A 24,806-nucleotide genomic window follows, 5' to 3' on the forward strand; every position below is an offset into this window, starting at 1 on the left:
ATGGGATCTCGTGGAAACTAAATATCAGAGAGTCATATTAAAATTAAGTGGAGAAGCCTTAGCAGGAAGTAAGGGTTTTGGAATTGATCCCGCAACAGTCCAAACTATTTCACAAGAACTAAGAGAGGTTCACCAATTGGGGATTGAAGTAGCAATTGTTGTGGGTGGTGGTAATATATGGAGAGGTTCAATAGGATCAGAAATGGGAATGGAGCGAGCGCAAGCGGACTATATGGGAATGCTTGCTACTGTGATGAATGCGTTAGCACTTCAAGATTCCTTAGAAAATCTCGAAGTACCTTCTCGAGTTCAAACATCAATTGAAATGCGGGCTGTTGCAGAACCTTATATTCGTCGTCGGGCTATTCGTCATTTGCAGAAAGGCCGTGTTGTGATTTTTGCTGGTGGAACAGGGAACCCATATTTTACGACCGATACTACTGCTGCACTTCGAGCTGCTGAAATCGATGCAGATGTTATTCTAATGGCTAAGAATAATGTTGATGGTGTATATAGCGCAGATCCCAAAACCGATATTGAGGCGACAAAATACGAAAGTTTAACTCACTTAGATGTCATCTCTAAAGGATTGAAAGTGATGGATGCAACGGCTTCATCATTAAGTATGGATAACGATATTCCCTTAGTCGTCTTTAATCTGAATGAGCCAGGTAATATTAAACGAGTTGTTCTAGGAGAAAATATTGGAACAACGGTTGGAAATCAGGAGAGTTAGTCTTTTACCATTCACAATATTTATGAATTTTGCTATAATAGTTGGACAAAGTCACATAGGAGGAAGAAAATGGCTGACAATTTATTAAAAGATACAAAAAGCCGGATGAATAAAACGATTGAGGCATATCAACGTGAATTAGGAACTATTCGTGCAGGGGTTGCTAATGCGAGTATACTAGATAGAGTTTCTGTAGAATATTATGGTGCTCCAACTCCTTTAAATCAACTTGCTTCTATTACAATACCTGAGCCTCGTATGTTGGTGATATCACCTTATGATAAGAACTCATTGCAGGATATTGAAAAAGGAATTTTGATGAGTGATGTCGGAATTACTCCAACGAGTGATGGAGATGTGATCCGTCTCGTGATACCCGCTTTAACAAAAGAACGACGTGAAGATTTGGTTAAAGTAGTTGGCAAGGAACAAGAAAACGCAAAAGTAGCGATCCGTAATATTAGACGAGATGCTATAGATGAAGCTAAAAAGTTAGAAAAAGCAAATGAGTTAACAGAAGATGATGTTAAATCATATGAAAAAGATATTCAGAAGCTAACGGATGAGGCTACTAAAGAAATTGATCAATTAACTTCTGTAAAAGAGGATGAAATTCGTAATAATTAATTTTTTTAAACTAGAAGGTGCAGGCGAAATTGTCTTTACCTTCTAGTTTTATTCTAATAGGACATAGTTAAAACAAAAGGGCTTCTGATAAGAAGCCCTTTCTGTTATAATGAGTAGTGTATTTTTACTTGAAAGGATATCCATTATGAACCATGATCTAGAAAAAATTCCTAAGCACGTCGCTATTATTATGGATGGCAATGGGCGTTGGGCTAAGAAAAGAATGATGCCTCGAGTTTTTGGTCACCGTAAAGGAGTGGAGACCCTCAAGGAAATTGTCATTAGAGCAAATGAACTGGGAATTAAAATTTTGACTGTTTATGCATTTTCTACAGAAAATTGGTCTCGTCCAGAAGATGAAGTGAATTTTTTGTTAAATTTACCGAAAGATTTTTTTGATTCATTTCTTCCTCAGTTGAATAAAAATAATGTAAAAGTAGACTATATTGGGGATGCAAATCGTTTGCCAGAAGAAACCCAAGCCATTATGCAAGAAGGGCTTGCTCAAACATCAAAGAATACAGGGATGATTTTAAATATTGCCTTGAATTATGGAAGTAGGCAAGAAATTACCCAAGCTGTTCAGTTGATTGCTACAAAAGTAGCGCAAGGTGAGTTGATGCCAAATGCAATCGATGAAGAACTGATTGATGCCCACTTAATGACTCATTTTTTAGGAGAATATTCTGCTCCTGATCTTATGATAAGAACCAGTGGTGAATTAAGATTAAGTAATTTTCTGTTATGGCAACTAGCCTATAGTGAATTTTATTTTACTGATATTTTATGGCCGGATTTTAAACCAGAGCAATTTGATGAAGCAATAATCGAGTATAGTAAAAGAAAGCGTCGTTTTGGTAAAGTCTAGACGTCTCCAGGGAGGAAAGAAGCAATGAAGTTGCGTATTATAACTGCCTTAATTGCAATGGCCATCTTTATCCCTTTCCTTTATGTTGGTGGTCATTGGTTTGCATGGGTGATCTTTGTCCTAGGAGCCATCGGTCTCTATGAAATTGCAAAGATGAAAAAAATTAAATATTTTGGAGAGATTGGGATCATTTCGACAGTTGCTTTAGCTTCAGTTGTGTTACCTGGCTCTTATTTGGAGCAAATAATTCCTATTTCAGAACCCCTTATAATTTTTTATATTTGTGGGATGCTCTTATTAATTTTGACAGTTTATCGTTATAAATATTTTAATTTTGTGGATGCTGCAACTTTAATATTTGCAGCATTGTATATTGGGTTTGGCTTTCGTTTTATTATAGAGATTAGAAACCTGGGGTTACCGACGATGATTTATCTCTTTTTAGTCATTTGGTCTACGGACACGGGAGCTTATTTTGTAGGTAAACATTATGGATCTCATAAGCTTGCAAGTTATATAAGTCCAAATAAAACAATTGAAGGGGCTTTAGGGGGGATTATAACTTCTCTAATTGTAACAGGAGTTTATAGTTTAATTTTTAAATTACAAATTCCAGGGCAAGACTATATAGGAGTTTTGACGATTTTGATTTCCCTAGCGGGGCAATTTGGTGATTTAGTAGAATCTGCCTATAAAAGATATTTTCAAGTGAAAGACTCTGGTAGCTTCTTACCAGGTCATGGTGGTGTATTGGACCGATTTGATTCTACACTTTTTGCAAGTATTATGTTTATGGTTTGGGTAAATTTTGCAAAAATGTAGAAGTAAGGAATGAGGAAAAGAATGGTAAAAACGATTTTAGTATTTTTAGTAATTTTTTCAATAATTGTGGTAATCCATGAGTTTGGGCATTTCTATTGGGCAAAAAAAGCTGGTATTCTTGTCCGTGAATTTTCGTTAGGAATGGGTCCTAAGTTGTTTGCTAAGCAAGCAAAAGATGGGACGACTTATACAGTTAGAATGCTCCCTTTAGGTGGTTATGTCCGCTTAGCTGGATTAGGAGAAGAAGAGATGATTCAGCCTGGACAATCGGTTGGGATTATTTTAAATGAACAAGATAAAGTAGTGAAGGTCAATACCAGTGAAAAACAGGCTCAACTAGAGGAACTTCCTATCCAAATCGATCATGTAGATTTAGTGGATGAGATGAAGATTTCTGGTTATGTAACGGGACAAGATGAGCGGAAAGATTTTGAAGTAGATCGACAAGCTGAGATCATAGAGCCGGATGGAACTATTGTACGAGTTGCACCAAAGGAAAGTCGATATGAGTCAGTATCCGTATTTAATAAAATTTTAACTAATTTTGGTGGCCCCTTGAACAATTTTATTTTATCCATTCTTGCATTCACTATTGTTGGCTTCATGTTGCCGAATGTGCCTAATTATAGTAATGAGATAGGTGAAGTGATTGAGAATTCTTCTGCAGAAGAAGCTGGTTTACTTGCTGGAGATCGGATTCTATCAATTGAAGGAATTTCAACCAAAAATTGGAATGAATTAACAGCGGAAATAGCGAAATATCCCGATAAGTCGGTGGAGATAGAAGTAGAACGAGATAACAAACAGATGACTGTTCCTGCCAAAGTATCTTCTTCAGAAATGGAAAACGGTCAGAAAGTGGCAAGTTTAGGAATTACTATTAAGAAATCTACGGCAGTTTTAGATCGAATTTTATTTGGATTTACGGCAACTTGGAATGTTGTCATGATGGTTTTGGGGGCACTTTCAACTATTTTTACACGAGGTTTTGATCTGAATATGTTTGGAGGGCCTGTTGCCATGGCTCAAGCAACGAGTCAAGTGGCAAATGAACAATTAGTGGATATCATATGGTTTCTGGCATCACTTTCGACGAATTTAGGAATTATTAATTTACTACCTATTCCTGCCTTAGATGGTGGTAAAATTGTAATGAACCTTGTCGAATTGCTTCGAGGAAAACCGTTAAGTCAAGAAAAAGAAGGCTTAATCACCTTGGTAGGAGTTGTTTTGCTTTTAGTACTAATGGTAGCTGTCACATGGAATGATATTATGAGAGCCTTTTTTTAATTGAACTTTGCCCCCGTTTATTAAAATAATAGAACGGGGGTATTATTGATAAACATCAGAATTGAAAGGGGATTATATGAAACAAAATCCTTCGTTATTTGAAGTATTAATTGATCAATTAGGAATTGACAATCCAGATATAGTTGCTAGTTTGTCAGAAATTGAGATTGAAAGAGTCGACGTCTATGAAAGTACAGAACAGTGGCATTTCCATCTGAAGTCACCTCGGAGAATTCATCCAGATGTCTATTCAATTTTTATGCATTCGATGAGGAATGCTTTTTCTGATATTGCTCAAACAGAAGTATGGTGGCATTTTCAAGAAAAAAAAGAGCTTTCTAATGAAGAAATTAACGATTATTGGCAGGCTGTACAGCAACAACTTGTAGCGGATACACCTTTCTTAAGAATTACACTTGCGAATGCTAATTGTCAGTTTGATCCTGAAAATCAAATGATACAAATTGGACTCGCAAGTCAAAATCAAGTCTATAGTTTAGAGAATCAATATCATCAACTATTTCTCCAGCGCTTGCAACAGGTTGGTTTAGAGTATCTAACACTTAGTTATTATGTAGATGAAACCATTAGTCAACAAGAGTATACTCAAACACGCCAAAGATTGGAAGAATTAGATCAAGCTAGTCTAATAGAAGCTCTGGAGAATGAAGAAAAGAAACAACAAAGGCAAGTGGAAGTGGTAGAAGAAGTTCAACCGATTGGAAAATATATTCCGGCAGTTGCTCCAACTTCAATTATTGATTTGCCCGAAAATCAATATCGACAAGTGATTGAAGGCTATGTTTTCTCAATTGAAAATAAAGAATTACGCTCTGGAGAAGTTTTGCTCATAATGAAAGTGACAGACTATACCTCTTCGATCGCTGTTAAATTGATTTCTGGAAAAAGAATAAAAAAGAGTCAAATAGAACAATTTAAAGAAGGAGAATGGTTGCGACTTGAGGGAGACATGGTTCCGGACAATTTTTCAGGGGAATTAGACTTTCGGCCGCGCTCTATTCGTAAGATTAAGAAAGCAAAACGAGAAGATCAAGCTAAGACAGATAAAAGAGTAGAATTACATTTACACTCTAATATGAGTCAAATGGATGCCACGAATTCTGTTTCAGATTTAATTAAGAGAGCTGCGGAATGGGGACATCCAGCTGTGGCCATTACGGACCATGCTACCGGTCAAGCTTTTCCAGATGCTTTTCATGCAGGGAATGCTCATGATATAAAAGTGATTTATGGTATAGAAGCAAATATTGTTAATGATGGTGAACCCGTTGCCTATAATGAATCGGATGTGCAACTTTCAGAAGCAACATATGTTGTTTTTGATGTGGAAACAACAGGACTTTCTTCAGTATATGACCGTATTATTGAATTAGCAGCGGTGAAAATGTATAAGGGAAATGTTGTAGATTCTTTCGAGGCTTTTATTAATCCTGGTCATCCTTTATCATCATTTACGACAGAGCTCACTGGAATTACGGATGCAATGCTAGCGGATGCTCCTCCTGAAGAGAAGGTAATGAATGATTTTTATGATTTCACTCAGGGTTCTATATTAGTGGCACATAATGCTTCTTTTGATATGGGATTTCTTAATAAGGCATATGAGCGCTATGGAAAGGAGACAAGTTCCTTACCGGTTATTGATACTTTAGCTCTTTCTCGTTTAGTTAATCCGCATATGAAGGCTCACCGCTTGAATACATTGGCAAAGCATTATGGAATTATTCTCGAACAACATCATCGGGCTATTTATGATTCGGAAACAACTGGTCAGATTTTGATGAAACTTTTAGAACAAGCTGAAGAGCAATTTGAGATGATATCTCATAACCAGTTAAATCAACAAATCGGTCAAGGAGAAGCTTATAAACAGTCTCGTCCTTTTCATGCTACTTTACTTGCTAAAAATCAAGCAGGCTTAAAAGATTTATTTAAGTTAATTTCGATTTCAAATACTCAATATTTTTTCCGCGAACCTCGTATTCCTCGATCAGTTTTAAATCAATACAGGGAAAATTTAATCATTGGAACAGCTTGTTCAAATGGAGAAGTTTTTACGGCTATGATGCAGAAAGGGTATGATGAAGCTCGTCAATTGGTTGATTACTATGACTTTATTGAGCTTCAACCACCTTCAATATATGATGTTTTAATAGAGCAAGAACTCATTCGATCTCGTGAGGATTTAAATCATATAATGAATGAAATGGTCAGACTGGGAGAAGAATCTGGTAAATTGGTAGTAGCGACAGGCAATGTTCACTACTTAGATCCAAATGATTCAATTTATCGTGAGATCCTTTTAAAATCATTAAAAATGAATGCCAATCGGAAATTATACTTACCTCCTTTACATTTTAGAACGACAGATGAAATGTTAGAAGAATTTTCTTTTATGGGAGAAGATATAGCATATGAATTAGTAGTTAAGAATTCAAATGAAATAGCAAATTGGATTGATGATGGAATAGAGGTAATTAAGTCAAAACTTTATACACCCAATATTGAGGGGTCGGACCAACAAATTCGTGACCTATCTTATGGGCGAGCGTATGAATTGTATGGCAATCCTCTTCCTGAAATTATTGAGAAAAGGTTGGAAAAAGAATTAAATTCTATTATTTCTAATGGTTTTGCTGTTATCTATCTGATTTCACAAAAATTGGTTTTAAAAAGTAATGAGGATGGCTATTTGGTCGGATCACGAGGATCAGTTGGATCAAGTTTTGTGGCGACGATGACAGGGATTACAGAGGTAAATCCATTAGCGCCTCATTATTATTGTAAGGAGTGTCATTTTAATGAATTTTTTACAGATGGATCAGTGGGATCTGGATTTGATTTACCCGAGAAAGAGTGTCCGAATTGTCATCAGCCTCTTAGTAGAGATGGTCATGATATTCCTTTTGAGACTTTTCTTGGCTTCAAAGGAGATAAGGTTCCCGATATTGACTTAAATTTCTCGGGGGAATATCAACCACGGGCTCATGCTTATACAAAAGTATTATTTGGTGAAGACCATGTTTTCCGTGCAGGGACCATTTCAACTGTGGCTACAAAAACGGCTTTTGGATATGTTCGTGGTTATCTAGATAATGTACAAAAATATGTTCCTCAAGCTGAAAAAGAGCGCCTGGCTAAAGGGATCGAAGGTGTTAAGCGGACAACGGGTCAGCATCCCGGAGGGATTATTGTGATACCAGAGTATATGGATGTTTTTGATTTTTCTCCTATTCAATATCCGGCGGATGATATAAATTCTGAGTGGCAAACGACCCACTTTGATTTTCACTCTATACATGATAATGTGTTGAAATTGGATATTCTGGGGCACGATGATCCAACAATGATTCGTTTTTTACAAGATATTTCAGGGATTGACCCGAAGGATATTCCTTTAACTGATCCGGGAGTAATGGCTCTATTCTCTGGAACAGAGTCTTTAAAAGTAACAAGTGAGCAAATTTTTTCTGAGACTGGAACCTTGGGAGTGCCAGAATTTGGTACAAACTTTGTGCGAGGAATGTTAACCGAAACCCATCCTTCGACTTTTGCTGAATTGCTTCAAATTTCCGGTTTGTCACATGGTACGGATGTGTGGTTAGGGAATGCAGAGCTACTTATTAAGAATAATGTTGTACCTCTTGCGAGAGTTATTGGATGTCGTGATGATATTATGGTGACACTTATGCAGTATGGATTGGAAGATTCGTTAGCCTTTAAAATTATGGAGTTTGTCCGTAAAGGTAGAGGTATCCCAGATGAATGGCAAGAGGAGATGCGGGCTAAAAACGTTCCAGAGTGGTATATTGATTCTTGTTTAAAAATCAAATATATGTTTCCGAAAGCTCATGCGGCGGCGTATATTATGATGGCTTTGCGGGTTGCTTATTTTAAAGTTCATTATCCTTTATATTATTATTCTGCTTATTTTTCAGTGAGGGCTGAAGACTTTGATATTATTGCCATGCACCAAGGCAAAGAGATGGTCAAGCATCGTTTGCGAGAAATATTGAGTAAAGGTATGGATGCATCGGTTAAAGAAAATAACCTGAGAACAGTTTTAGAATTGGCGAATGAGATGCTTGAACGTGGATTTAGTTTTCAGATGATTAGTTTAGAAAAATCGCTTGCTGTTAACTTTGTGATTGAAGGAGATAGTTTGATCCCTCCGTTTAGAACCATTCCCGGACTAGGCTCAGGAGCTGCACAACAAATAGTATTGGCGCGAGAAGAAGCTCCTTTTATTTCAAAAGAAGACCTGCAAAAGAGGGGAAAGGTATCTAAGACAATCATGGAATATTTGGATGAAAATGGAGTTTTAGCTGGCTTGCCAGATGAAGATCAACTTTCTCTATTTTAAGCTAGAAGTAAGTTGTTCTTGTTGATATACAGAAGTTATGGTATAATCAAATTATAAATGTCCTGGAGGAGTGAGCGGAAACGCTCGCTCTTTTCGTTTTAAATGTTACAAAATTGATAAATGAGAGGTGAATGTATGAGCTTAATAGTCGATAAAGTTCGACCTTTGATTGAACCTATAGTAAAAGAAGCGGGCTGTGAACTCGTGGATATTGAATATGTAAAGGAAGGTAAGAATTGGTTTCTGCGGGTATATGCAGATAATGAAGCGGGTATCGATTTGGATCATTGTGCTTTGATTAGTGAAAGAGTTTCTGAAGAATTAGATGCAATGCAGCCTGACCCGTTTCCTGATGCATACTTTTTAGAAATTTCATCACCAGGTGCTGAAAGACCTCTTAAAACTGAAGAACAAATAAAATCTGCCATTGGTGAATATATTCATTTTGATTATTATGCACCTCAATACGGTGAAAAACACCATGATGGTATTCTATTGGCTGTGAACGAAGACACTTATCTTTTGAAAGTACAGATAAAAACAGTGAGTAAAGAATTAGAAATCGATAAAAAGGCTGTAGCTAAAGCACGTTTAGCTGTAAAGTTTTAGAGAAAGGAAGTAGCATTAGTGAGTAAAGAATTAATAGCTGCTATGCGCATTCTAGAAGAAGAAAAAGGTATTAAACCAGACGTCATTAAAGAGGCTTTGGAATCCGCCTTGATCTTGGCGTATAAGAAAAACTATGATCAGGCACAGAATGTAGAAGTTGTATTTGATGAAAACACAGGAGAGATCAAAGTATACTCGGTTAAAGAAGTTGTAGAGATTAACTATGATTCTACTTTAGAAATTTCCCTTGAAGAAGCATTAAAAATTAATCGCGCTTATGAAATAGGAGATAAAATTAAATTTGAAGTAACTCCGAAAGACTTCGGAAGAATTGCTACTCAAACAGCAAAACATGTTGTAATGCAAAGAATTAGAGAAGCAGAACGAGATATTATTTATGATGAATACATTGAATATCAAGATGAAATATTAACAGGAACGATCGAAAGAGTCGATGCAAGAAATGTATATGTTAACTTAGGTAAAATTGAAGCCATTATGCCTGCTAGTGAACAAATTTCAGGTGAGAGCTTTGTGATGGATGAACGAGTTAAAGTCTATGTAGTAAAAGTAGATAAGACCAGTAAAGGTCCGCAGGTAGTTGTGAGCCGTGCTCATTCTGATTTTTTACGCCGCTTATTTGAGCAAGAAGTGCCAGAAATTTATGATGGAATTGTTGAAATAATTTCAATTGCACGGGAGGCAGGAGATCGTTCGAAAGTAGCAGTGAATTCAAGAGATTCTAATATTGATCCAGTTGGGACTTGTGTAGGACCAAGAGGAACACGGGTGCAATCTATTGTAAATGAACTGAATGGTGAAAACATGGATATTATCCATTGGGATGAAGATCCTGTTGTTTTTATTAAAAATGCAATGAACCCAGCTGAGGTTATTAATGTGATTTTTGATGAAGAAAATCATTCATGCATCGTAGTAGTGCCCGATTATCAATTGTCACTAGCAATTGGTAAAAAAGGGCAAAATGCTCGTTTGGCAGCTCGCTTAACAGGCTATAAGATTGATATTAAATCAGAAAGTTCTTATGCTGAGTATTTAGCCGAAATGGATCAAATGGATTCTACTGAGGAAGATTTAGTGGAAGATATTGATGCTATTATAGAAGATACAGCGGATGAATTAATAGAATTAAGAGCAGAACAAGATTATGCAGAGCAAAATTTAGATCCAGAAGGTGCTGAGGCAATGATGGATGAAGCGAGCATTGACCCTGAACAGGATTATGCTGAATTAGTGGAAGAAGTTGAATACATTGCAGAAGTGAATGAAGAAGAGGAGTTATAAAATATCCTTTTGAGGAGGTTAGAGAATGAAGCAACAAAAAAAGCGTAAGATACCAATGAGAAAATGCGTTGTTTCTGGAGAAATGTTTCCCAAAAAGGATTTGGTTCGGATTGTGAGAACACCAGAAGGAAAGGTTGAAATTGATCCATCTGGGCGTCAGAATGGTCGGGGAGCTTATATTACTTTAGATCCAGAGTTAGCCTATAAAGCTAAAGAAAAACGAATATTTAACCGATTGTTTGACATTGCTATTGAAGATACTTTTTATGATGAACTTTATAAATATCTTGATCATCAGAAAGCAAGGAAAGAGTTATTATGATCTTTAAGCAAAAGCAGTTAAATTTGCTAGGTTTGTCTCTAAGAGCCTCTAAATTGATATCTGGAGATGAACAGGTCGAAAAAGGGATTAAAAAAGGAAAAGTTCACTTAATTTTGGTGGCTAATGATGCGAGTTCAGCTACCAAAGAACGTTATCAAAAGATGAGTGTTCAATATAATGTACCTATTCATATAAATTTTAATAGGTATGAAATCAGTCATGCGATTGGAAAATCTCGAACAATTTGTGGGATTACAGACCATGGCATATCACAAAAATTTTTATCATATGTGACAGGGGTAGAGAACATGAATGATAAATAGTCAAGTATAGGAAGGTGATTGTATGACAGCTGTTCGAATTTATGAATTTGCTAAACAACAAGATATGACATCCAAAGAAATTTTAAAAATCGCTGAAGAACATGGAATGGAATTTAACAGCCACATGTCTTCAATTGATGAAGCTCAGCAAGCTAAATTGAATCAAGTGATTCAAGCGAAAAATAATAAGTCAGATAATAAGACTGTAAAAAAAGAGGAAAAGCCTACGACAAATCATACCAAAGTAAATAATAATCAGCCATCAGAGACGAAGTCTAATAAAATTGAGCAGGATGAAAAAAATAAAAAAACAAAAGACAGTCAAGTTCATGCTACAAAATTAACGAATGAAAAAAGAGAGCACGCGACAAAAAATAATGTTGCTTCGAAGCAGACGAAGGAAGAGGCGAGCGGTTCAAGTTCTGATAGTGAGTCGCAAAAACATGATAATAAGAAAAAAAATCATGGTCAAGCCAATAAGCAACAAGAACAAAAAGGGTCTAAGAGATCAAAAGGGAATCGTCGAAATCGACGTAAAGGTAGACAAGGGTCGCAAACTGTTGAATCAAAAGGCTTAACAGCCCGTAAGCATAAAGATCTACCTGAAACGTTTCATTATACGGAAGGCATTAATATCCAAGAGATTGCCAAACATTTCCACCGCGATGCTACTGAAATTATCAAGAAGCTATTTATGCAGGGTGTGATGGTTAATCAGAACCAAGCGCTCTCAAAAGAGATGATTGAGTTAATTTGTTTAGAATATGGGGTTGAACCCGTTGAGAAAGTTGTGGTAGAAGTTTCGGATTTGGATTATTATTTCGAAGCAGCTGCAGAAGATGATGGCCAAACAATTCGTCCACCTGTGGTAACGATTATGGGACATGTGGATCATGGAAAAACCAGTTTGTTAGATTCGCTTAGAAACACCCATGTAACCGAAGGAGAAGCCGGAGGCATTACTCAGCATATTGGAGCCTATCAAGTAGATGTTGATGGAAAGTCAATTACTTTTCTTGATACTCCAGGACATGCGGCCTTTACAACGATGAGGGCGAGAGGTGCAGATGTTACTGATATTACTATTATTGTGGTAGCTGCTGATGATGGAGTTATGCCTCAAACAGTTGAAGCAATTAATCATGCTAAGGCAGCAGATGTTCCGATAATTGTTGCGATTAATAAAATTGATAAACCTGAAGCTAATCCAGAACGAGTGATGACAGAATTGTCAGAATATGGAATTATCGGAGAAGCTTGGGGTGGAGAACATATATTTGTTAACATTTCTGCAAAATACGGTGATAACTTGGATGAATTGCTGGAGATGATTTTATTAGTGGCAGAAATTCAAGAATTAAAAGCAAAATCGGATCGTTTAGCTTTAGGATCAGTGATAGAAGCCCGTTTAGATAAATCAACTGGAGCAACGGCTACTTTATTAGTTCAACAAGGAACTTTAAGAGTTGGAGATCCTATTGTAGTTGGAAATACATATGGTCGTGTCAGAACGATGCTGAACGATCATGGTAGAAGAATTCGTTCAGCCGGGCCTTCAACCCCAGTAGAAATTACGGGACTAAATGATGCTCCCCAAGCTGGAGATCAGTTTGTTGTTTTTGAAGATGAAAAAACAGCCCGACAAGCTGGTGAAGAAAGAGCTCAGAAAGCTCAAGAGAGACAACGTGATCTTAAGAGAAAAGTAACATTAGATAATCTGTTTGAAACCTTGCAAGAAGGCGAATTAAGATCAGTTAATGTGATTTTAAAAGGAGACGTTCAAGGCTCGATTGAAGCACTAGCTGCTAGTTTATTTAAGATAGATGTTGAAGGAGTTAAAGTTAATATTGTCCATCAAGCAGTGGGAGCGATTAACGAAAGTGATATTACTTTAGCGAATGCTTCATCTGCGATTGTGATAGGCTTTAATGTAAGACCAACTCCTCAAGCTAGAGCTCAAGCAGAGGAAGAGCAAGTAGATATTCGATTACATAACATTATTTATAATGTTATTGATGAGATCGAAACAGCTATGAAGGGCATGCTAGATCCCGAATATGTTGAAGAGATTACTGGACAGGTTGTGGTGCGCGAAACTTATGCTGTTTCTAAATTAGGGACAATAGCAGGTGCGTATGTTTTAGAAGGATTCATTGAAAGATCAAGTAAAGTTCGTTTGATACGAGATAACATTGTTATTTACGAGGGAGAATTAGCGAGTTTAAAACGTTTCAAAGATGATGCTCGTGAAGTAGCAAAAGGTCTCGAATGTGGCATTATGATTGAAGGATATAATGATATAAAAGTCGATGATATTATTGAACCTTATCGACTAGTCGAAGTTAAAAGATAAAAAGGAGGGTTAGAAATGGCAAAATATCGCATAGGTAGAGTGAGACAGGAGATATTGCGCGAAGTTAATGATATTTTGTTAAATGTTATTAAAGACCCAAGAATTGAAGGTGCCACGATAACAGACGTTGAAGTGACGGGCGATTTGCAACATGCCACTATTTTTTATTCTACTTTATCTGATAAGGCTGGTGAAAGGCAGAAAACTCAGGCTGGTTTTCAAGCGGTAGCAGGTAAAGTCCGTTCAGAACTTGGCAAACGTCTTTCACTATATAAAGTTCCTGAAATTATATTTGAACGCGATCATTCGATTGATTATGGTAATCGTATTGATAGCTTATTAAACCAAATAAAAAAAAGTGAATAATTCACGAAATACTTTTAATTTATTAAGTGAATTAGGATAGACACGTTAAGAGACGAATCTTTGGATTCGTCTTTTTATTGTGTGAAAATGATAAATCTCAAGACATTTCTTTCGCAGGTGTGACTATTGGTTAAATAGGTAATTTAAAGTATAATAGATATGTTATTTTACTATTGGGGGAAGATATATGTTTGATGGGATAGTGCCTGTTTGGAAAGAAAAAGGCATGACGAGTCATGATGTCGTGTTTAAAATGAGAAAAATTTTTAAAATGAAAAAAATTGGTCATACTGGCACTCTCGATCCAGAAGTAGATGGAATATTAGTGGTGTGTTTAGGACAAGGGACCAAATTAGTAGACATCTTAATGAATGGAAAAAAACAATATCAAGGTGAGATAGCTGTAGGGATTGCAACAACTACTGAAGATGCTCATGGTGAAGTTATAAAAGTAGTAGAAGTGCAGGAACCAATTCCTTCAAGCGTGATTGATGATGTCATGAAAGACATGGAAGGTGAACTCGCGCAAGTGCCTCCGTATTACTCTGCTGTTAAGGTGAAGGGCAAGAGATTATATGAATATGCGAGAGCTGGACAAGAAGTTGAAAGGCCAAAACGTCGGGTTCAGATCGAAAAGTTTAGAAGAACAAGTGATCCATTTTATGATCCAGAGCAAAAAATTCAGAAATGGAATTTCGAAGTAGAATGTGGTAAAGGAACCTATGTCAGAACTTTAGCAGTGGATTGCTGTGTTAAGTTAGGTTATCCAGGCCATATGTCGCAACTAACCCGAACGGCTTCAGCGGGCTTTAATAATAAAGAAGCATTTACATTAAGGGAGTTGGAACAATTAGCTAAAGCATCAAACTTAAATGAAGCAGTGATTCCACTTGAAAAAGCGATAGAAGGTCTACCTCGTATCAATTTGACCAAAGATCAGTTTCAAGAAATTAGACATGGTGCGGTTGTAGCGAACGATTATTTCAATCAAAAAATTAGTAAAGCAACAGCCTTATTTTTTGAAGATAAGTTAAGAGCCATTTATGATCGTCACCCCAGTAAAGATGATAAACTTAAACCTTATAAAATGTTTCCAAGAGAAAAGGTGGAAAAATGAAGATAATCAATTTGAAGCATCCCTACTCGAAAGAAGAAATTATAAATAAAGAGCTTGTTTTAGCTTTAGGATTTTTTGATGGAGTCCATAGAGGGCACCAGGAAGTGATCAAAACAGCTGTTGAACTTGCTAATGAAAGGGGATTTTTTTCAGCGGTTTTAACCTTTAATCATACTCCGCGATTAGTATATGAGAAAATACATCCGCAAAGGTATACATATCTTTCTATTTACAAGCGTAAAATGGAGCTGTTAAAAAATTTAGGAATTGATTATGTTTATATTTCTGAATTTACTTATGCATTTGGACACCAAAGCCCACAAGAGTTTGTCGATAATTATATTGTCGGATTGGGCGCAAAAGTAGTAGTGGCAGGTTTTGATTATACCTATGGTCCAAAAGATATGGCTAATATGGACACCCTAGTCAATCATGCTAAAGATCGATTTGAGATTATTAAAATTCCCAAACAAGTCGTCAATAATGACAAAATTGCTTCCACTTCTATTCGTCAATATTTGCATTTAGGGCAGTTGGAGAAAGCAAATAAAGAATTGGGTTATATATATCAAACGCATGGAATCGTTATTAATGGTCTGAAAAGGGGGAGTACTAAACTTGGTTATCCTACTGCCAATATTGCATCTGATTGGGAGCAGACGCTTCCAGGAATTGGTGTATATGTTGTAGAGTTTTGGGTGCAGGGGAATTGGTATTATGGCATGGCATCAATTGGTTATAATATAACTTTTGATGATGTTGAAGACCTATCAGTAGAAGTTTATATTCTTGACTTCGATAAAATGATTTATGGGGAAAGTGTCAAAATAAAGTGGCACCATTATTTAAGGGGAGAAGAGAAGTTCCCCAGCATAGAAAAATTAATTAGTCAATTGGATCAAGATTTAATTGATACAAGAAACTATTTCAAAGAAAAAATAAATTAGCACTCGTTATAAAAGAGTGCTAATTTTTCTGTTCATTTTTAGCGATCTTTCTTGACAATCGACCGTTACCGTTGTATGATATAGACAGTTAGCACTCGTGGTTAATAAGTGCTAACGTTATGAGGTGAAAGATAAATGCTAACACCAAGACAACAAGAGATACTGGAGCTAATTGTACAATTATATGCTGATCTTGAAGTGCCGATAGGTTCAAAGACTTTATTAAAAGAAAGTTACTTAAAAGTAAGTCCCGCTACTATTCGAAATGATATGGTAGTATTGGAACAAAATGGCTTTTTAGTAAAGGCGCATACTTCAAGTGGGCGTATCCCTTCTAATGAAGGCTATCAATATTATGTTGATCGTTTATTGGATACAGATAAATGGAAAAACATATATGATAGTGATCGTAAAGCAGTCAGTGAATTGTTTCGTAATCGACCTGCTGATAGTTTCATGATGGCAAAGATTGTGGCTGATTTGTTTGTTTCTCTTACTGGGTTTCCATGCTTAGTGTTTGGACAAAGTAAGGAAGAACACAAAATTGCAGATTTTAAGCTTATTCGACTTGAAGGAAATAGCATTATGTCTATTTTAGTGACAGATCTTAGCCATGTCGAAAGCCAACTTTACCGAAGCCATTTTAGTTTATCAGATGGAGAATTGAGTAAAGTGAGTGAAATTATTAATGTAGAACTCAGAGGAGTTCCTCTTGAGGATGCCTATCATCGATTGAAGCTCACGATTCCGTTATTGCTTCAAAGACAGGTCTCGCAACTAATAGACTTTTCACCATTAATCGAAAAAGCTATTCAACAATTGAAAGGACATCGCTATTCTATTAGTGGTAAGAATAACTTGTTTGATGTAATGGATAGACAGATAACTCCAAGAGATTTTAAGAATTTGTTCAATCTTCTCGATGGTTCTAAAGAATTATTTGATACGTTTGAGCAACGTTCGGAAGGGATTGAGGTGTTATTTGGGCAAGATTTTGCACCGAAAGGCATGCAAAATTTAGCTCTTGTCATGGGGACTTTTACTTTGGATGTACAAAAAATGACGATAAGTATCTTAGGTTCATCAACCATGAAGTTTTCTCGTATGATTACGTTAATGGATCAGATGATTAAAGAATTTACCAATTAAAAGGGGGGCTTCAAGTGACTGAAGAAAAAAAAGAGATGGACAATCAAGCAAATGAAAAAATAGATGCACAAGAAAAAAATTCAGATCTTAACCAGAAAAATGTAGAAGAGATTGAAAAAGAAACGATGGATAATGCAGAAGAATTGTCTCCTCAGGAAGATCATTCTGACTCCATTCAAGAAGAGTCATCAAAGGTAGATGAATTAATGCATCAGATGGAAGAATTAGAAGATCGCAACCTTAGATTACAAGCAGAAATCGCAAATATCCAGCGTTCAAATTTACGAGAACGTCAAGAATCAGCCAAGTATCGTTCGCAGTTTTTAGCTAAAAGGCTAGTAGATGCGATGGATAATTTAGAAAGAGCCTTACAACAAGAAGTTAAAAGCGAAGAAGCTCAAGCCATTCATAAAGGAGTGGAAATGGTTTATGAGCAAATATTATCTGCTTTTAAAGAAGAAAATATTGAAATGATTAATCCGATCAATCAACCATTTGATCCTAATTTTCACCAGGCGGTTACCACTCAGCCGGCTGAAGATGGACAAGATACAGACATTGTAATTAACGTGTTGCAAAAGGGTTATGTTTTAAATGATCGTATTATCCGTCCTGCGATGGTGATTGTTTCTGCGTAGTACAGTAATGAATAGATGTTAAAGTAAAATTGAAATAAATACAACATAAAGGAGAATGTCTTATGGCAAAAATTTTAGGTATTGATTTAGGAACAACAAACTCTGCAGTAGCAGTTCTTGAAGGTGGAGAGGCTAAAATTATTCCCAACCCAGAAGGAAATCGTACAACACCTTCAGTAGTAGCATTTAAAAATGATGAAATACAAGTAGGGGAAGTTGCAAAGAGACAAGCAGTGACAAATCCAGAGACGATTGCTTCAATTAAACGTCATATTGGAGAAGACGGCTATAAGCAATCAATGGGTGGAAAAGATTATACACCGCAAGAGATCTCTGCTATGATTTTGCAGCATTTAAAATCTTATGCGGAAGATTACCTTGGAGAAAAAGTGGATAAGGCTGTTATTACAGTTCCAGCTTACTTCAATGATGCTCAACGTCAAGCAACTAAAGATGCAGGTAAAATTGCGGGGTTAGAAGTAGAGCGTATTGTAAATGAGCCAACGGCAGCTGCTCTAGCTTATGGTTTGGACAAGACAGAAGCTGAAGAAAAAGTATTAGTCTTTGACTTAGGTGGAGGAACTTTTGACGTTTCTATTCTTGAGTTGGGAGATGGAGTCTTCGATGTACTTTCGACAGCGGGTGATAATAAGCTCGGTGGAGATGACTTTGATGAGAAAATTATTGATTATCTAGTAGAAGAATTTAAGAAAGAAAATTCGATTGATCTATCTAAAGATAAAATGGCTTTACAGCGTTTAAAAGATGCTGCTGAAAAAGCTAAGAAAGATTTATCAGGTGTTTCTTCAACTCAGATTAGCTTACCGTTTATTACTGCTTCTGAAGATGGACCATTACACTTAGAAATGAATTTAACACGAGCTAAATTTGATGAATTAACTCATGATTTAGTTGAACGAACTAAAGGTCCTGTACGCCAAGCGATCAAAGATGCTGGTTTAGATAAGTCTGAAATTGATGAAGTGATTCTGGTGGGTGGTTCAACGCGTATTCCTGCTGTTCAAGAAGCTGTTAAGAAAGAAACAGGAAAAGAACCAAACAAATCAGTGAATCCTGATGAAGTGGTAGCGATGGGAGCGGCTATTCAAGGTGGAGTTATTTCTGGTGATGTCAAAGATGTTGTACTACTTGATGTGACACCATTATCATTAGGGATTGAAACAATGGGTGGCGTATTTACAAAATTAATTGATCGTAATACTACTATTCCTACTTCTAAATCACAAGTTTTCTCAACAGCTGCTGATAATCAACCTGCCGTTGATATTCATGTCTTGCAAGGAGAACGTGAAATGGCTGCCGATAATAAAACCCTTGGTCGTTTCCAATTAGCTGATATACCAGCAGCTCCTCGTGGAGTACCACAAATTGAAGTGACGTTTGACATTGATAAGAATGGTATTGTGAATGTCTCTGCTAAAGATTTAGGGACTCAAAAAGAACAAACCATTACTATTAAATCATCATCAGGTTTAAGCGATGAAGAAATTGAACGTATGGTTAAAGATGCGGAAGCTAATGCAGAGGTTGATAAGAAGCGTCGTGAAGAAGTAGATTTACGTAATGAAGTGGATCAAATGATCTTTACAACTAATAAAACGTTAGAAGAATTAAAAGATAACGATAATATTTCAGAAGATGAAATCCAAAAAGCAGAAGCTGCACGTGATGAATTACAAGCTGCGGTAGAGGCCAATGATCTTGATCAAATGAGAGAAAAACGTGATGCGCTTAATGAAGTAGTACAGAATTTATCTGTAAAGCTTTATGAGCAAGCAGCTCAACAAGCCCAAGCACAGCAGGAAGCAGGGGCAAGTGAAGCAACTGATTCCTCAGATGATAACATTGTAGATGCTGATTTTGAAGAAGTAGATTAAAATTTTTCGAACAAGAAAAGAAAAGCGATTGAGTCATGTTGAGTCATGCATGATTCAATCGTTTCCCTTTCTGTCAGCCAACAATGTAAAGGAGGGAACAAATGGCTAATAAAAGAGATTATTATGAAGTCCTAGGTGTTTCAAGAGATGCATCTGATGCTGAAATCAAAAAAGCATATCGTAAACTTTCAAAAAAATATCACCCTGATATCAATCAAGAGCCTGAGGCTGCTGAAAAGTTTAAAGAAGTAGCAGAAGCTTACGAAGTATTAAGTGATAGTCAAAAACGTGCAGCTTATGATCAATATGGCCATGCTTCGACTGATCCTAATTTTGGTCAAGGATTTGGTGGGGGATTCGGTGGATTCTCAGGTGGAGCTGGTTTTGGTTTTGATGATATTTTTGATACATTCTTTGGCGGAGCGTCTGGCCAAAGTCGTCGTCCCAATGCTCCTCGTAAAGGAAATGATTTACAATATCGTTTAAATTTGACCTTTGAAGAAGCAATTTTTGGAAAAGAAACCACGATTAAATATAATCGAAATGAAGAATGTCGTACTTGTCATGGTAGTGGTGCAAAAGAAGGTACGGAACCGGTGACTTGTCATAAGTGTCACGGTACAGGTGTTATCCAAGTTGAACGTAATTCACCATTCGGTCGAGTTATGACTCAGGCTACTTGTGATGTATGTGGGGGAACCGGTAAAGAAATTAAGGAAAAATGTACTACCTGCCATGGTTCAGGTATTGAAACGGTAAGCCATACAGTTAAAGTGACTGTACCAGCTGGAGTGGAAGAAGGAAATCAAATTCGACTTGCCGGACAAGGTGAATCAGGTGCTAATGGGGGACCATATGGAGATTTATATGTTGTCTTCATAGTAGAGTCAAGCAAGGAATTTAAACGTGAAGGTTCAGAAATATATTATAATTTACCGATTACTTTTAGTCAGGCGGCACTTGGAGATGAAATTCAAGTACCAACTGTTCATGGTAAAGTGAAATTAAAGATCCCTGCTGGTACTCAAACGGGAACTACTTTCCGATTGAAAGGAAAGGGTGCGCCTAATGTGAGAACAGGACATATTGGGGACCAACAAGTGACGGTAAAGGTTGTGACACCTTCGAAACTAAATGATAAACAACGTGAATTATTTAAAGAATTAGCTCAAGAGATGGGTTCTAATGTGAAAGAACAAGAAGGCGGTTTTTTTGATAAAATGCGTGATATTTTTAATCATGATTAAAAAAAAGCAGGATGTTGGATCCTGCTTTTTTATTTTGGATCAGTTTATAGTTGGATAAACAAATACCGGATCGTGTAGGTCTTAAAATTTAACTTGGAAAGAAAACTATCTAAATGAGGCTATTTTTGATATGATATAGTGTAGCTATCTTTAAGATGCTTGAAAAGGAAGTGAAGTCAAGTGGATATAAATAGAATGAAAGAACGTCAAGAAAGAATCCGAAATTTTTCGATTATTGCGCATATTGATCATGGGAAATCAACTTTAGCAGATCGGATTTTACAACAAACACATACTGTTGCAGATCGAGATATGCAAGCTCAATTACTCGACTCAATGGACTTAGAGCGAGAACGTGGGATCACAATTAAGTTAAATGCTGTGGAGTTAACCTATAAAGCCTCAGATGGGCAAGAATACATTTTTCATCTTATCGATACGCCAGGGCATGTCGATTTTGCTTATGAAGTATCACGGTCTCTTGCAGCGTGTGAAGGAGCTATCTTGGTTGTAGATGCAGCTCAAGGTATTGAAGCTCAAACATTGGCTAATGTTTATTTAGCGGTGGATAATGAGTTAGAAATATTGCCCGTTATTAATAAAATTGATTTACCATCAGCCAATCCAGAAAAAGTACAATTGGAAATTGAAGAAATTATTGGCATTGATGCCTCGGAGGCTGTTTATGCTTCAGCTAAGGCAGGTATTGGAATTGAAGAAATTTTAGAGCAAATTGTTGAAAAGGTTCCTGCACCAACAGGAGATATAGAAGAACCATTACAAGCTTTAATATTCGATTCTGCCTATGATGCATATCGGGGTGTTGTTTTAAATATTCGGGTAATGAATGGAATCGTTAAACCGGGTGATAAAATACGACTGATGAGTAATCATAAGGAATTCGAAGTGATTGAAGTGGGAGTTTTTTCTCCATCAGCTTTGAAAAGAGATTATCTGATGGTTGGAGATGTTGGTTATATCACAGCAGGTATTAAGACAATCCAAGATACGCGTGTGGGGGATACTATTACGTTAGCTAATCGGCCAGCACCAGAGCCTTTGCAAGGATACCGTAAGCTTAATCCAATGGTTTTTGCTGGTCTTTATCCAGTAGATTCTTCAGACTATAATGATTTAAGAGAGGCTTTGGAAAAACTTCAGTTAAATGATGCGTCTCTCCAATTTGAAGCAGAGACTTCTCAAGCTTTAGGATTTGGATTCCGAACAGGCTTTTTAGGTCTGCTTCATATGGATGTTATTCAAGAACGACTAGAACGTGAATTTGATATCGATTTAATTACTACTGCTCCTTCTGTTATTTATAAGGTGATTAAAACTGATGGGGAAGAAGTGGTTGTAGATAATCCATCAGAAATGCCGGATCCGACCGAAATCGATAAAATATATGAACCATATGTTAAAGCTTCGATTATGGTACCCAGTGAGTATGTTGGAGCTGTAATGGAACTTGGACAGAGAAAACGTGGACAATTTATTACAATGGATTACTTAGATGAGTTCCGAGTTAATGTTATCTATGAACTTCCGATGGCTGAAATTGTGTATGATTTTTTCGATCGACTTAAGTCTAGTACAAAAGGATATGCTTCCTTTGATTATGAACTAATTGGTTATCGTGAGTCGAATCTTGTTAAGATGGAAATTTTATTGAATAATGATGTGATTGATGCCTTCTCGATTATTGTACACAAAGATTTTGCCTATGGTCGTGGACGTGCATTAGTAGAAAAGTTAAAAGAAATTATTCCTCGTCAAATGTTTGAAGTTCCTGTCCAGGCAGCAATTGGGCATAAAATAATCGCTAGAACAACGATTAAAGCTTACCGTAAAGATGTTACTGCAAAACTATATGGTGGGGATGTTTCCCGTCGTAAGAAGTTACTAGAGAAACAAAAAGAAGGAAAAAAACGAATGAAAGCAGTGGGGAATGTTGAAATTCCTCAAGAGGCCTTTATGGCTGTCTTACAAATGGATGAAGAATAAAGAAAAGTCAGAAAATACGATAGACGTATTTTCTGACTTTTTTGTTTTGATGGGTACGAATTAAAGTGCTAAATGATGGAGAAAAGTATTTTTCTGGTTAAACCCGAACGAAAAGATGGCACATTCATGAAATGTTTGATTTTGTATTTTTAAATACTTGTATTTATGCTACTATTCTTTTGAGGAGGCGATGATATGATATCAGTTGGAGTTATTATGGGGTCAAAATCAGATTGGCCTACGATGAAACTTGCAACGAAAGTTTTAACTGATTTTGGTATTGAGTATGAAAGAAAAGTGGTGTCGGCCCACCGTATGCCAGATGAGATGTTTGCTTACGCAAAAGAAGCGAAAGATAAAGGAATTAAAGTGATTATTGCTGGAGCAGGCGGAGCAGCTCATTTGCCGGGAATGGTTGCTAGTCAAACGACATTACCAGTTATTGGAGTTCCCATTAAATCAAGTACTCTCAATGGATTAGATTCTTTATTATCGATTGTACAAATGCCAGGAGGAATTCCTGTTGCAACTACAGCGATTGGAGATGCTGGAGCAAAAAATGCAGGCTTGTTAGCTGTTAGAATTTTAAGCATCGAAGATAAAGAACTTTCTAAAAAACTAAAAGAATATCATAATGAAATGCGTCGTCAATCGATAGAAAGTGAGCGAGAACTTGACTAAATATATAAAACCAGGCTCAACAATTGGCATTATAGGTGGAGGACAATTGGGGAAAATGCTTGCTCAATCGGCAAAACAAATGGGCTATGTAGTAGGCATATTTGATCCAACTGAACATTGTTCAGCAGCACAAGTAGCTGATTTTCATTATCAAGCAGCCTATGATGATCGAGAACAGCTAATGAAATTTGCTGAAGAAGTAGATGTTATGACTTTTGAATTTGAGAATATATCGGTCGAAAGTTTAAAAAGTATTGTCCAATCAGGTGTTTATTTACCTCAAGGGACGGAAATACTCAATATTATTCAGGATCGAATGAGTGAGAAGGGATTTATTGACCATTCTGAAGTCCCTTTAGCAAAATACTATCGGGTTGATAATGAAGAAGACTTATTAGAGGCCCTTTCAGCTAATGGATATCCAGCTGTTTTGAAGACAAGACGTTTCGGATATGATGGTAAAGGCCAGATAATGATTAAAGATGATAATGATCTTTTAGAAGCTAAAAAGCTTGTTCAGACTGCACCCTGCGTCTTGGAAGATTATATAACTTTTGATCGAGAAGTATCTATAATGGTCGTTCGTGATTTGAATGGAACGATTAAAGTTTTTCCATTGTCTGAGAATATCCATGTTAACCATATTTTACATCAGTCGATTGTTCCTGCAAGAGTAGAAAAAAATATAGAAAAAGAAGCTGTATCGATTGCTCAGAAGATTGCTAAAGAGATCGGATTAGTGGGTGTTTTGGGGATTGAATTCTTTGTGAGTGGCAATGAGTTATTAGTTAATGAGCTGGCTCCTCGCCCACATAATTCTGGTCATTATTCCATTGAAGCATGTGAATTTTCACAATTTGATATGCATATTCAAGCAATTTGTGGAACGGCTTTACCAGACAATCATTTGTTTTCTTCAGTCATTATGACGAATATTTTGGGACAACATTTGGAAGCAGTCGTGGAAGAATGGCCTAAACATGCTGATTGGCATCTGCATTTATATGGAAAAGGCGAAGCTAAGGTTAATCGAAAGATGGGGCATATTACCCAACTCACCCAAGATGTTGAAAGCACCTTAGAAAATAATAAGAATTTGAAGATATGGGAGAGAGAATAA

General features: G+C 36.5%; 21 protein-coding genes. All 21 read left to right on the forward strand.

Annotation, left to right across the window (positions count from 1 at the left end):
• The first annotated feature begins 10 nt into the window (after positions 1-10).
• The 21 genes from pyrH (at position 11) to purK (ending at position 24,806) form a co-directional block, all read left to right on the forward strand.
• Positions 11-736 carry a UMP kinase gene (gene pyrH, locus HZY91_RS00110; protein WP_197113229.1) on the forward strand — a complete coding sequence of 242 codons (726 nt, stop codon included), beginning with the start codon at positions 11-13 and terminating at the stop codon, positions 734-736.
• 69 nt (positions 737-805) lie between these two features.
• Entirely contained in the window at positions 806-1,363 is a 558-nt protein-coding gene (gene frr, locus HZY91_RS00115; protein WP_197113231.1) for a ribosome recycling factor, read from the forward strand.
• 145 nt (positions 1,364-1,508) lie between these two features.
• Positions 1,509-2,231, forward strand: a complete 723-nt coding sequence (uppS, locus tag HZY91_RS00120) for an undecaprenyl pyrophosphate synthase (RefSeq protein ID WP_197113234.1) — start codon at positions 1,509-1,511, stop codon at positions 2,229-2,231.
• A gap of 24 nt (positions 2,232-2,255) precedes the next feature.
• On the forward strand, positions 2,256-3,053 hold the full coding sequence (locus HZY91_RS00125; RefSeq protein WP_197113237.1) for a phosphatidate cytidylyltransferase: 798 nt from the start codon (positions 2,256-2,258) through the stop codon (positions 3,051-3,053).
• A 21-nt stretch (positions 3,054-3,074) separates the two neighbouring features.
• Positions 3,075-4,343, forward strand: a complete 1,269-nt coding sequence (rseP, locus tag HZY91_RS00130; RefSeq protein WP_197113240.1) for an RIP metalloprotease RseP — start codon at positions 3,075-3,077, stop codon at positions 4,341-4,343.
• 76 nt (positions 4,344-4,419) lie between these two features.
• Entirely contained in the window at positions 4,420-8,727 is a 4,308-nt protein-coding gene (locus HZY91_RS00135; RefSeq protein WP_197113243.1) for a PolC-type DNA polymerase III, read from the forward strand.
• A 135-nt stretch (positions 8,728-8,862) separates the two neighbouring features.
• Positions 8,863-9,336: a ribosome maturation factor RimP gene (gene rimP, locus HZY91_RS00140; RefSeq protein ID WP_197113246.1), complete on the forward strand. Its 474-nt coding sequence runs from the start codon at positions 8,863-8,865 to the stop codon at positions 9,334-9,336.
• 18 nt (positions 9,337-9,354) lie between these two features.
• On the forward strand, positions 9,355-10,641 hold the full coding sequence (gene nusA, locus HZY91_RS00145; RefSeq protein ID WP_197113249.1) for a transcription termination factor NusA: 1,287 nt from the start codon (positions 9,355-9,357) through the stop codon (positions 10,639-10,641).
• A 25-nt stretch (positions 10,642-10,666) separates the two neighbouring features.
• On the forward strand, positions 10,667-10,963 hold the full coding sequence (gene rnpM / locus HZY91_RS00150; RefSeq protein ID WP_197113252.1) for an RNase P modulator RnpM: 297 nt from the start codon (positions 10,667-10,669) through the stop codon (positions 10,961-10,963).
• Positions 10,960-11,286, forward strand: a complete 327-nt coding sequence (locus HZY91_RS00155; RefSeq protein ID WP_197113254.1) for a L7Ae/L30e/S12e/Gadd45 family ribosomal protein — start codon at positions 10,960-10,962, stop codon at positions 11,284-11,286. Before rnpM ends, HZY91_RS00155 begins: the two co-directional genes overlap by 4 nt.
• Before the next feature lie 22 nt (positions 11,287-11,308).
• Positions 11,309-13,639, forward strand: coding sequence for a translation initiation factor IF-2 (gene infB, locus HZY91_RS00160; RefSeq protein ID WP_197113256.1), 2,331 nt, complete (start codon positions 11,309-11,311; stop codon positions 13,637-13,639).
• A gap of 15 nt (positions 13,640-13,654) precedes the next feature.
• On the forward strand, positions 13,655-14,005 hold the full coding sequence (gene rbfA, locus HZY91_RS00165; RefSeq protein WP_197113258.1) for a 30S ribosome-binding factor RbfA: 351 nt from the start codon (positions 13,655-13,657) through the stop codon (positions 14,003-14,005).
• A gap of 187 nt (positions 14,006-14,192) precedes the next feature.
• Positions 14,193-15,122 (forward strand): tRNA pseudouridine(55) synthase TruB, encoded by a 930-nt coding sequence (gene truB, locus HZY91_RS00170; protein ID WP_197113260.1) that lies wholly within the window; start codon positions 14,193-14,195, stop codon positions 15,120-15,122.
• Complete coding sequence (ribF, locus tag HZY91_RS00175) at positions 15,119-16,069, forward strand: riboflavin biosynthesis protein RibF (RefSeq protein WP_197113262.1); 951 nt, start codon at positions 15,119-15,121, stop codon at positions 16,067-16,069. The genes truB and ribF overlap by 4 nt, the downstream gene beginning before the upstream one ends.
• Positions 16,070-16,204: 135 nt before the next feature.
• On the forward strand, positions 16,205-17,218 hold the full coding sequence (gene hrcA / locus HZY91_RS00180; protein WP_197113264.1) for a heat-inducible transcriptional repressor HrcA: 1,014 nt from the start codon (positions 16,205-16,207) through the stop codon (positions 17,216-17,218).
• Positions 17,219-17,232: 14 nt separating this feature from the next.
• Complete coding sequence (gene grpE, locus HZY91_RS00185) at positions 17,233-17,856, forward strand: nucleotide exchange factor GrpE (protein WP_328751275.1); 624 nt, start codon at positions 17,233-17,235, stop codon at positions 17,854-17,856.
• A gap of 62 nt (positions 17,857-17,918) precedes the next feature.
• Positions 17,919-19,754, forward strand: coding sequence for a molecular chaperone DnaK (gene dnaK, locus HZY91_RS00190; protein WP_197113279.1), 1,836 nt, complete (start codon positions 17,919-17,921; stop codon positions 19,752-19,754).
• A 101-nt stretch (positions 19,755-19,855) separates the two neighbouring features.
• Positions 19,856-21,001 carry a molecular chaperone DnaJ gene (gene dnaJ / locus HZY91_RS00195; protein ID WP_197113282.1) on the forward strand — a complete coding sequence of 382 codons (1,146 nt, stop codon included), beginning with the start codon at positions 19,856-19,858 and terminating at the stop codon, positions 20,999-21,001.
• A 180-nt stretch (positions 21,002-21,181) separates the two neighbouring features.
• Positions 21,182-23,005 carry a translation elongation factor 4 gene (gene lepA / locus HZY91_RS00200; protein ID WP_328751278.1) on the forward strand — a complete coding sequence of 608 codons (1,824 nt, stop codon included), beginning with the start codon at positions 21,182-21,184 and terminating at the stop codon, positions 23,003-23,005.
• A 195-nt stretch (positions 23,006-23,200) separates the two neighbouring features.
• Positions 23,201-23,686: a 5-(carboxyamino)imidazole ribonucleotide mutase gene (purE, locus tag HZY91_RS00205; RefSeq protein ID WP_197113284.1), complete on the forward strand. Its 486-nt coding sequence runs from the start codon at positions 23,201-23,203 to the stop codon at positions 23,684-23,686.
• The gene (gene purK, locus HZY91_RS00210; protein WP_197113288.1) at positions 23,679-24,806 is read left to right on the forward strand and encodes a 5-(carboxyamino)imidazole ribonucleotide synthase; all 1,128 of its coding nucleotides are present in this window, start codon (positions 23,679-23,681) and stop codon (positions 24,804-24,806) included. Before purE ends, purK begins: the two co-directional genes overlap by 8 nt.

Source organism: Facklamia lactis (assembly GCF_015863205.1).
Lineage (GTDB): Bacteria > Bacillota > Bacilli > Lactobacillales > Aerococcaceae > Facklamia > Facklamia lactis.

What these genes read in the sequence shown, in the direction of transcription:
- frr (WP_197113231.1), top strand. Translation starts at nt 806, where the DNA reads ATGGCTGACAATTTATTAAAAGATACAAAAAGCCGGATGAATAAAACG.
- uppS (WP_197113234.1), top strand. Translation starts at nt 1,509, where the DNA reads ATGAACCATGATCTAGAAAAAATTCCTAAGCACGTCGCTATTATTATG.
- ribF (WP_197113262.1), top strand. Translation starts at nt 15,119, where the DNA reads ATGAAGATAATCAATTTGAAGCATCCCTACTCGAAAGAAGAAATTATA.
- dnaK (WP_197113279.1), top strand. Translation starts at nt 17,919, where the DNA reads ATGGCAAAAATTTTAGGTATTGATTTAGGAACAACAAACTCTGCAGTA.
- HZY91_RS00125 (WP_197113237.1), top strand. Translation starts at nt 2,256, where the DNA reads ATGAAGTTGCGTATTATAACTGCCTTAATTGCAATGGCCATCTTTATC.
- rbfA (WP_197113258.1), top strand. Translation starts at nt 13,655, where the DNA reads ATGGCAAAATATCGCATAGGTAGAGTGAGACAGGAGATATTGCGCGAA.
- dnaJ (WP_197113282.1), top strand. Translation starts at nt 19,856, where the DNA reads ATGGCTAATAAAAGAGATTATTATGAAGTCCTAGGTGTTTCAAGAGAT.
- purE (WP_197113284.1), top strand. Translation starts at nt 23,201, where the DNA reads ATGATATCAGTTGGAGTTATTATGGGGTCAAAATCAGATTGGCCTACG.
- truB (WP_197113260.1), top strand. Translation starts at nt 14,193, where the DNA reads ATGTTTGATGGGATAGTGCCTGTTTGGAAAGAAAAAGGCATGACGAGT.
- HZY91_RS00135 (WP_197113243.1), top strand. Translation starts at nt 4,420, where the DNA reads ATGAAACAAAATCCTTCGTTATTTGAAGTATTAATTGATCAATTAGGA.
- rnpM (WP_197113252.1), top strand. Translation starts at nt 10,667, where the DNA reads ATGAAGCAACAAAAAAAGCGTAAGATACCAATGAGAAAATGCGTTGTT.
- rimP (WP_197113246.1), top strand. Translation starts at nt 8,863, where the DNA reads ATGAGCTTAATAGTCGATAAAGTTCGACCTTTGATTGAACCTATAGTA.
- HZY91_RS00155 (WP_197113254.1), top strand. Translation starts at nt 10,960, where the DNA reads ATGATCTTTAAGCAAAAGCAGTTAAATTTGCTAGGTTTGTCTCTAAGA.
- hrcA (WP_197113264.1), top strand. Translation starts at nt 16,205, where the DNA reads ATGCTAACACCAAGACAACAAGAGATACTGGAGCTAATTGTACAATTA.
- rseP (WP_197113240.1), top strand. Translation starts at nt 3,075, where the DNA reads ATGGTAAAAACGATTTTAGTATTTTTAGTAATTTTTTCAATAATTGTG.
- infB (WP_197113256.1), top strand. Translation starts at nt 11,309, where the DNA reads ATGACAGCTGTTCGAATTTATGAATTTGCTAAACAACAAGATATGACA.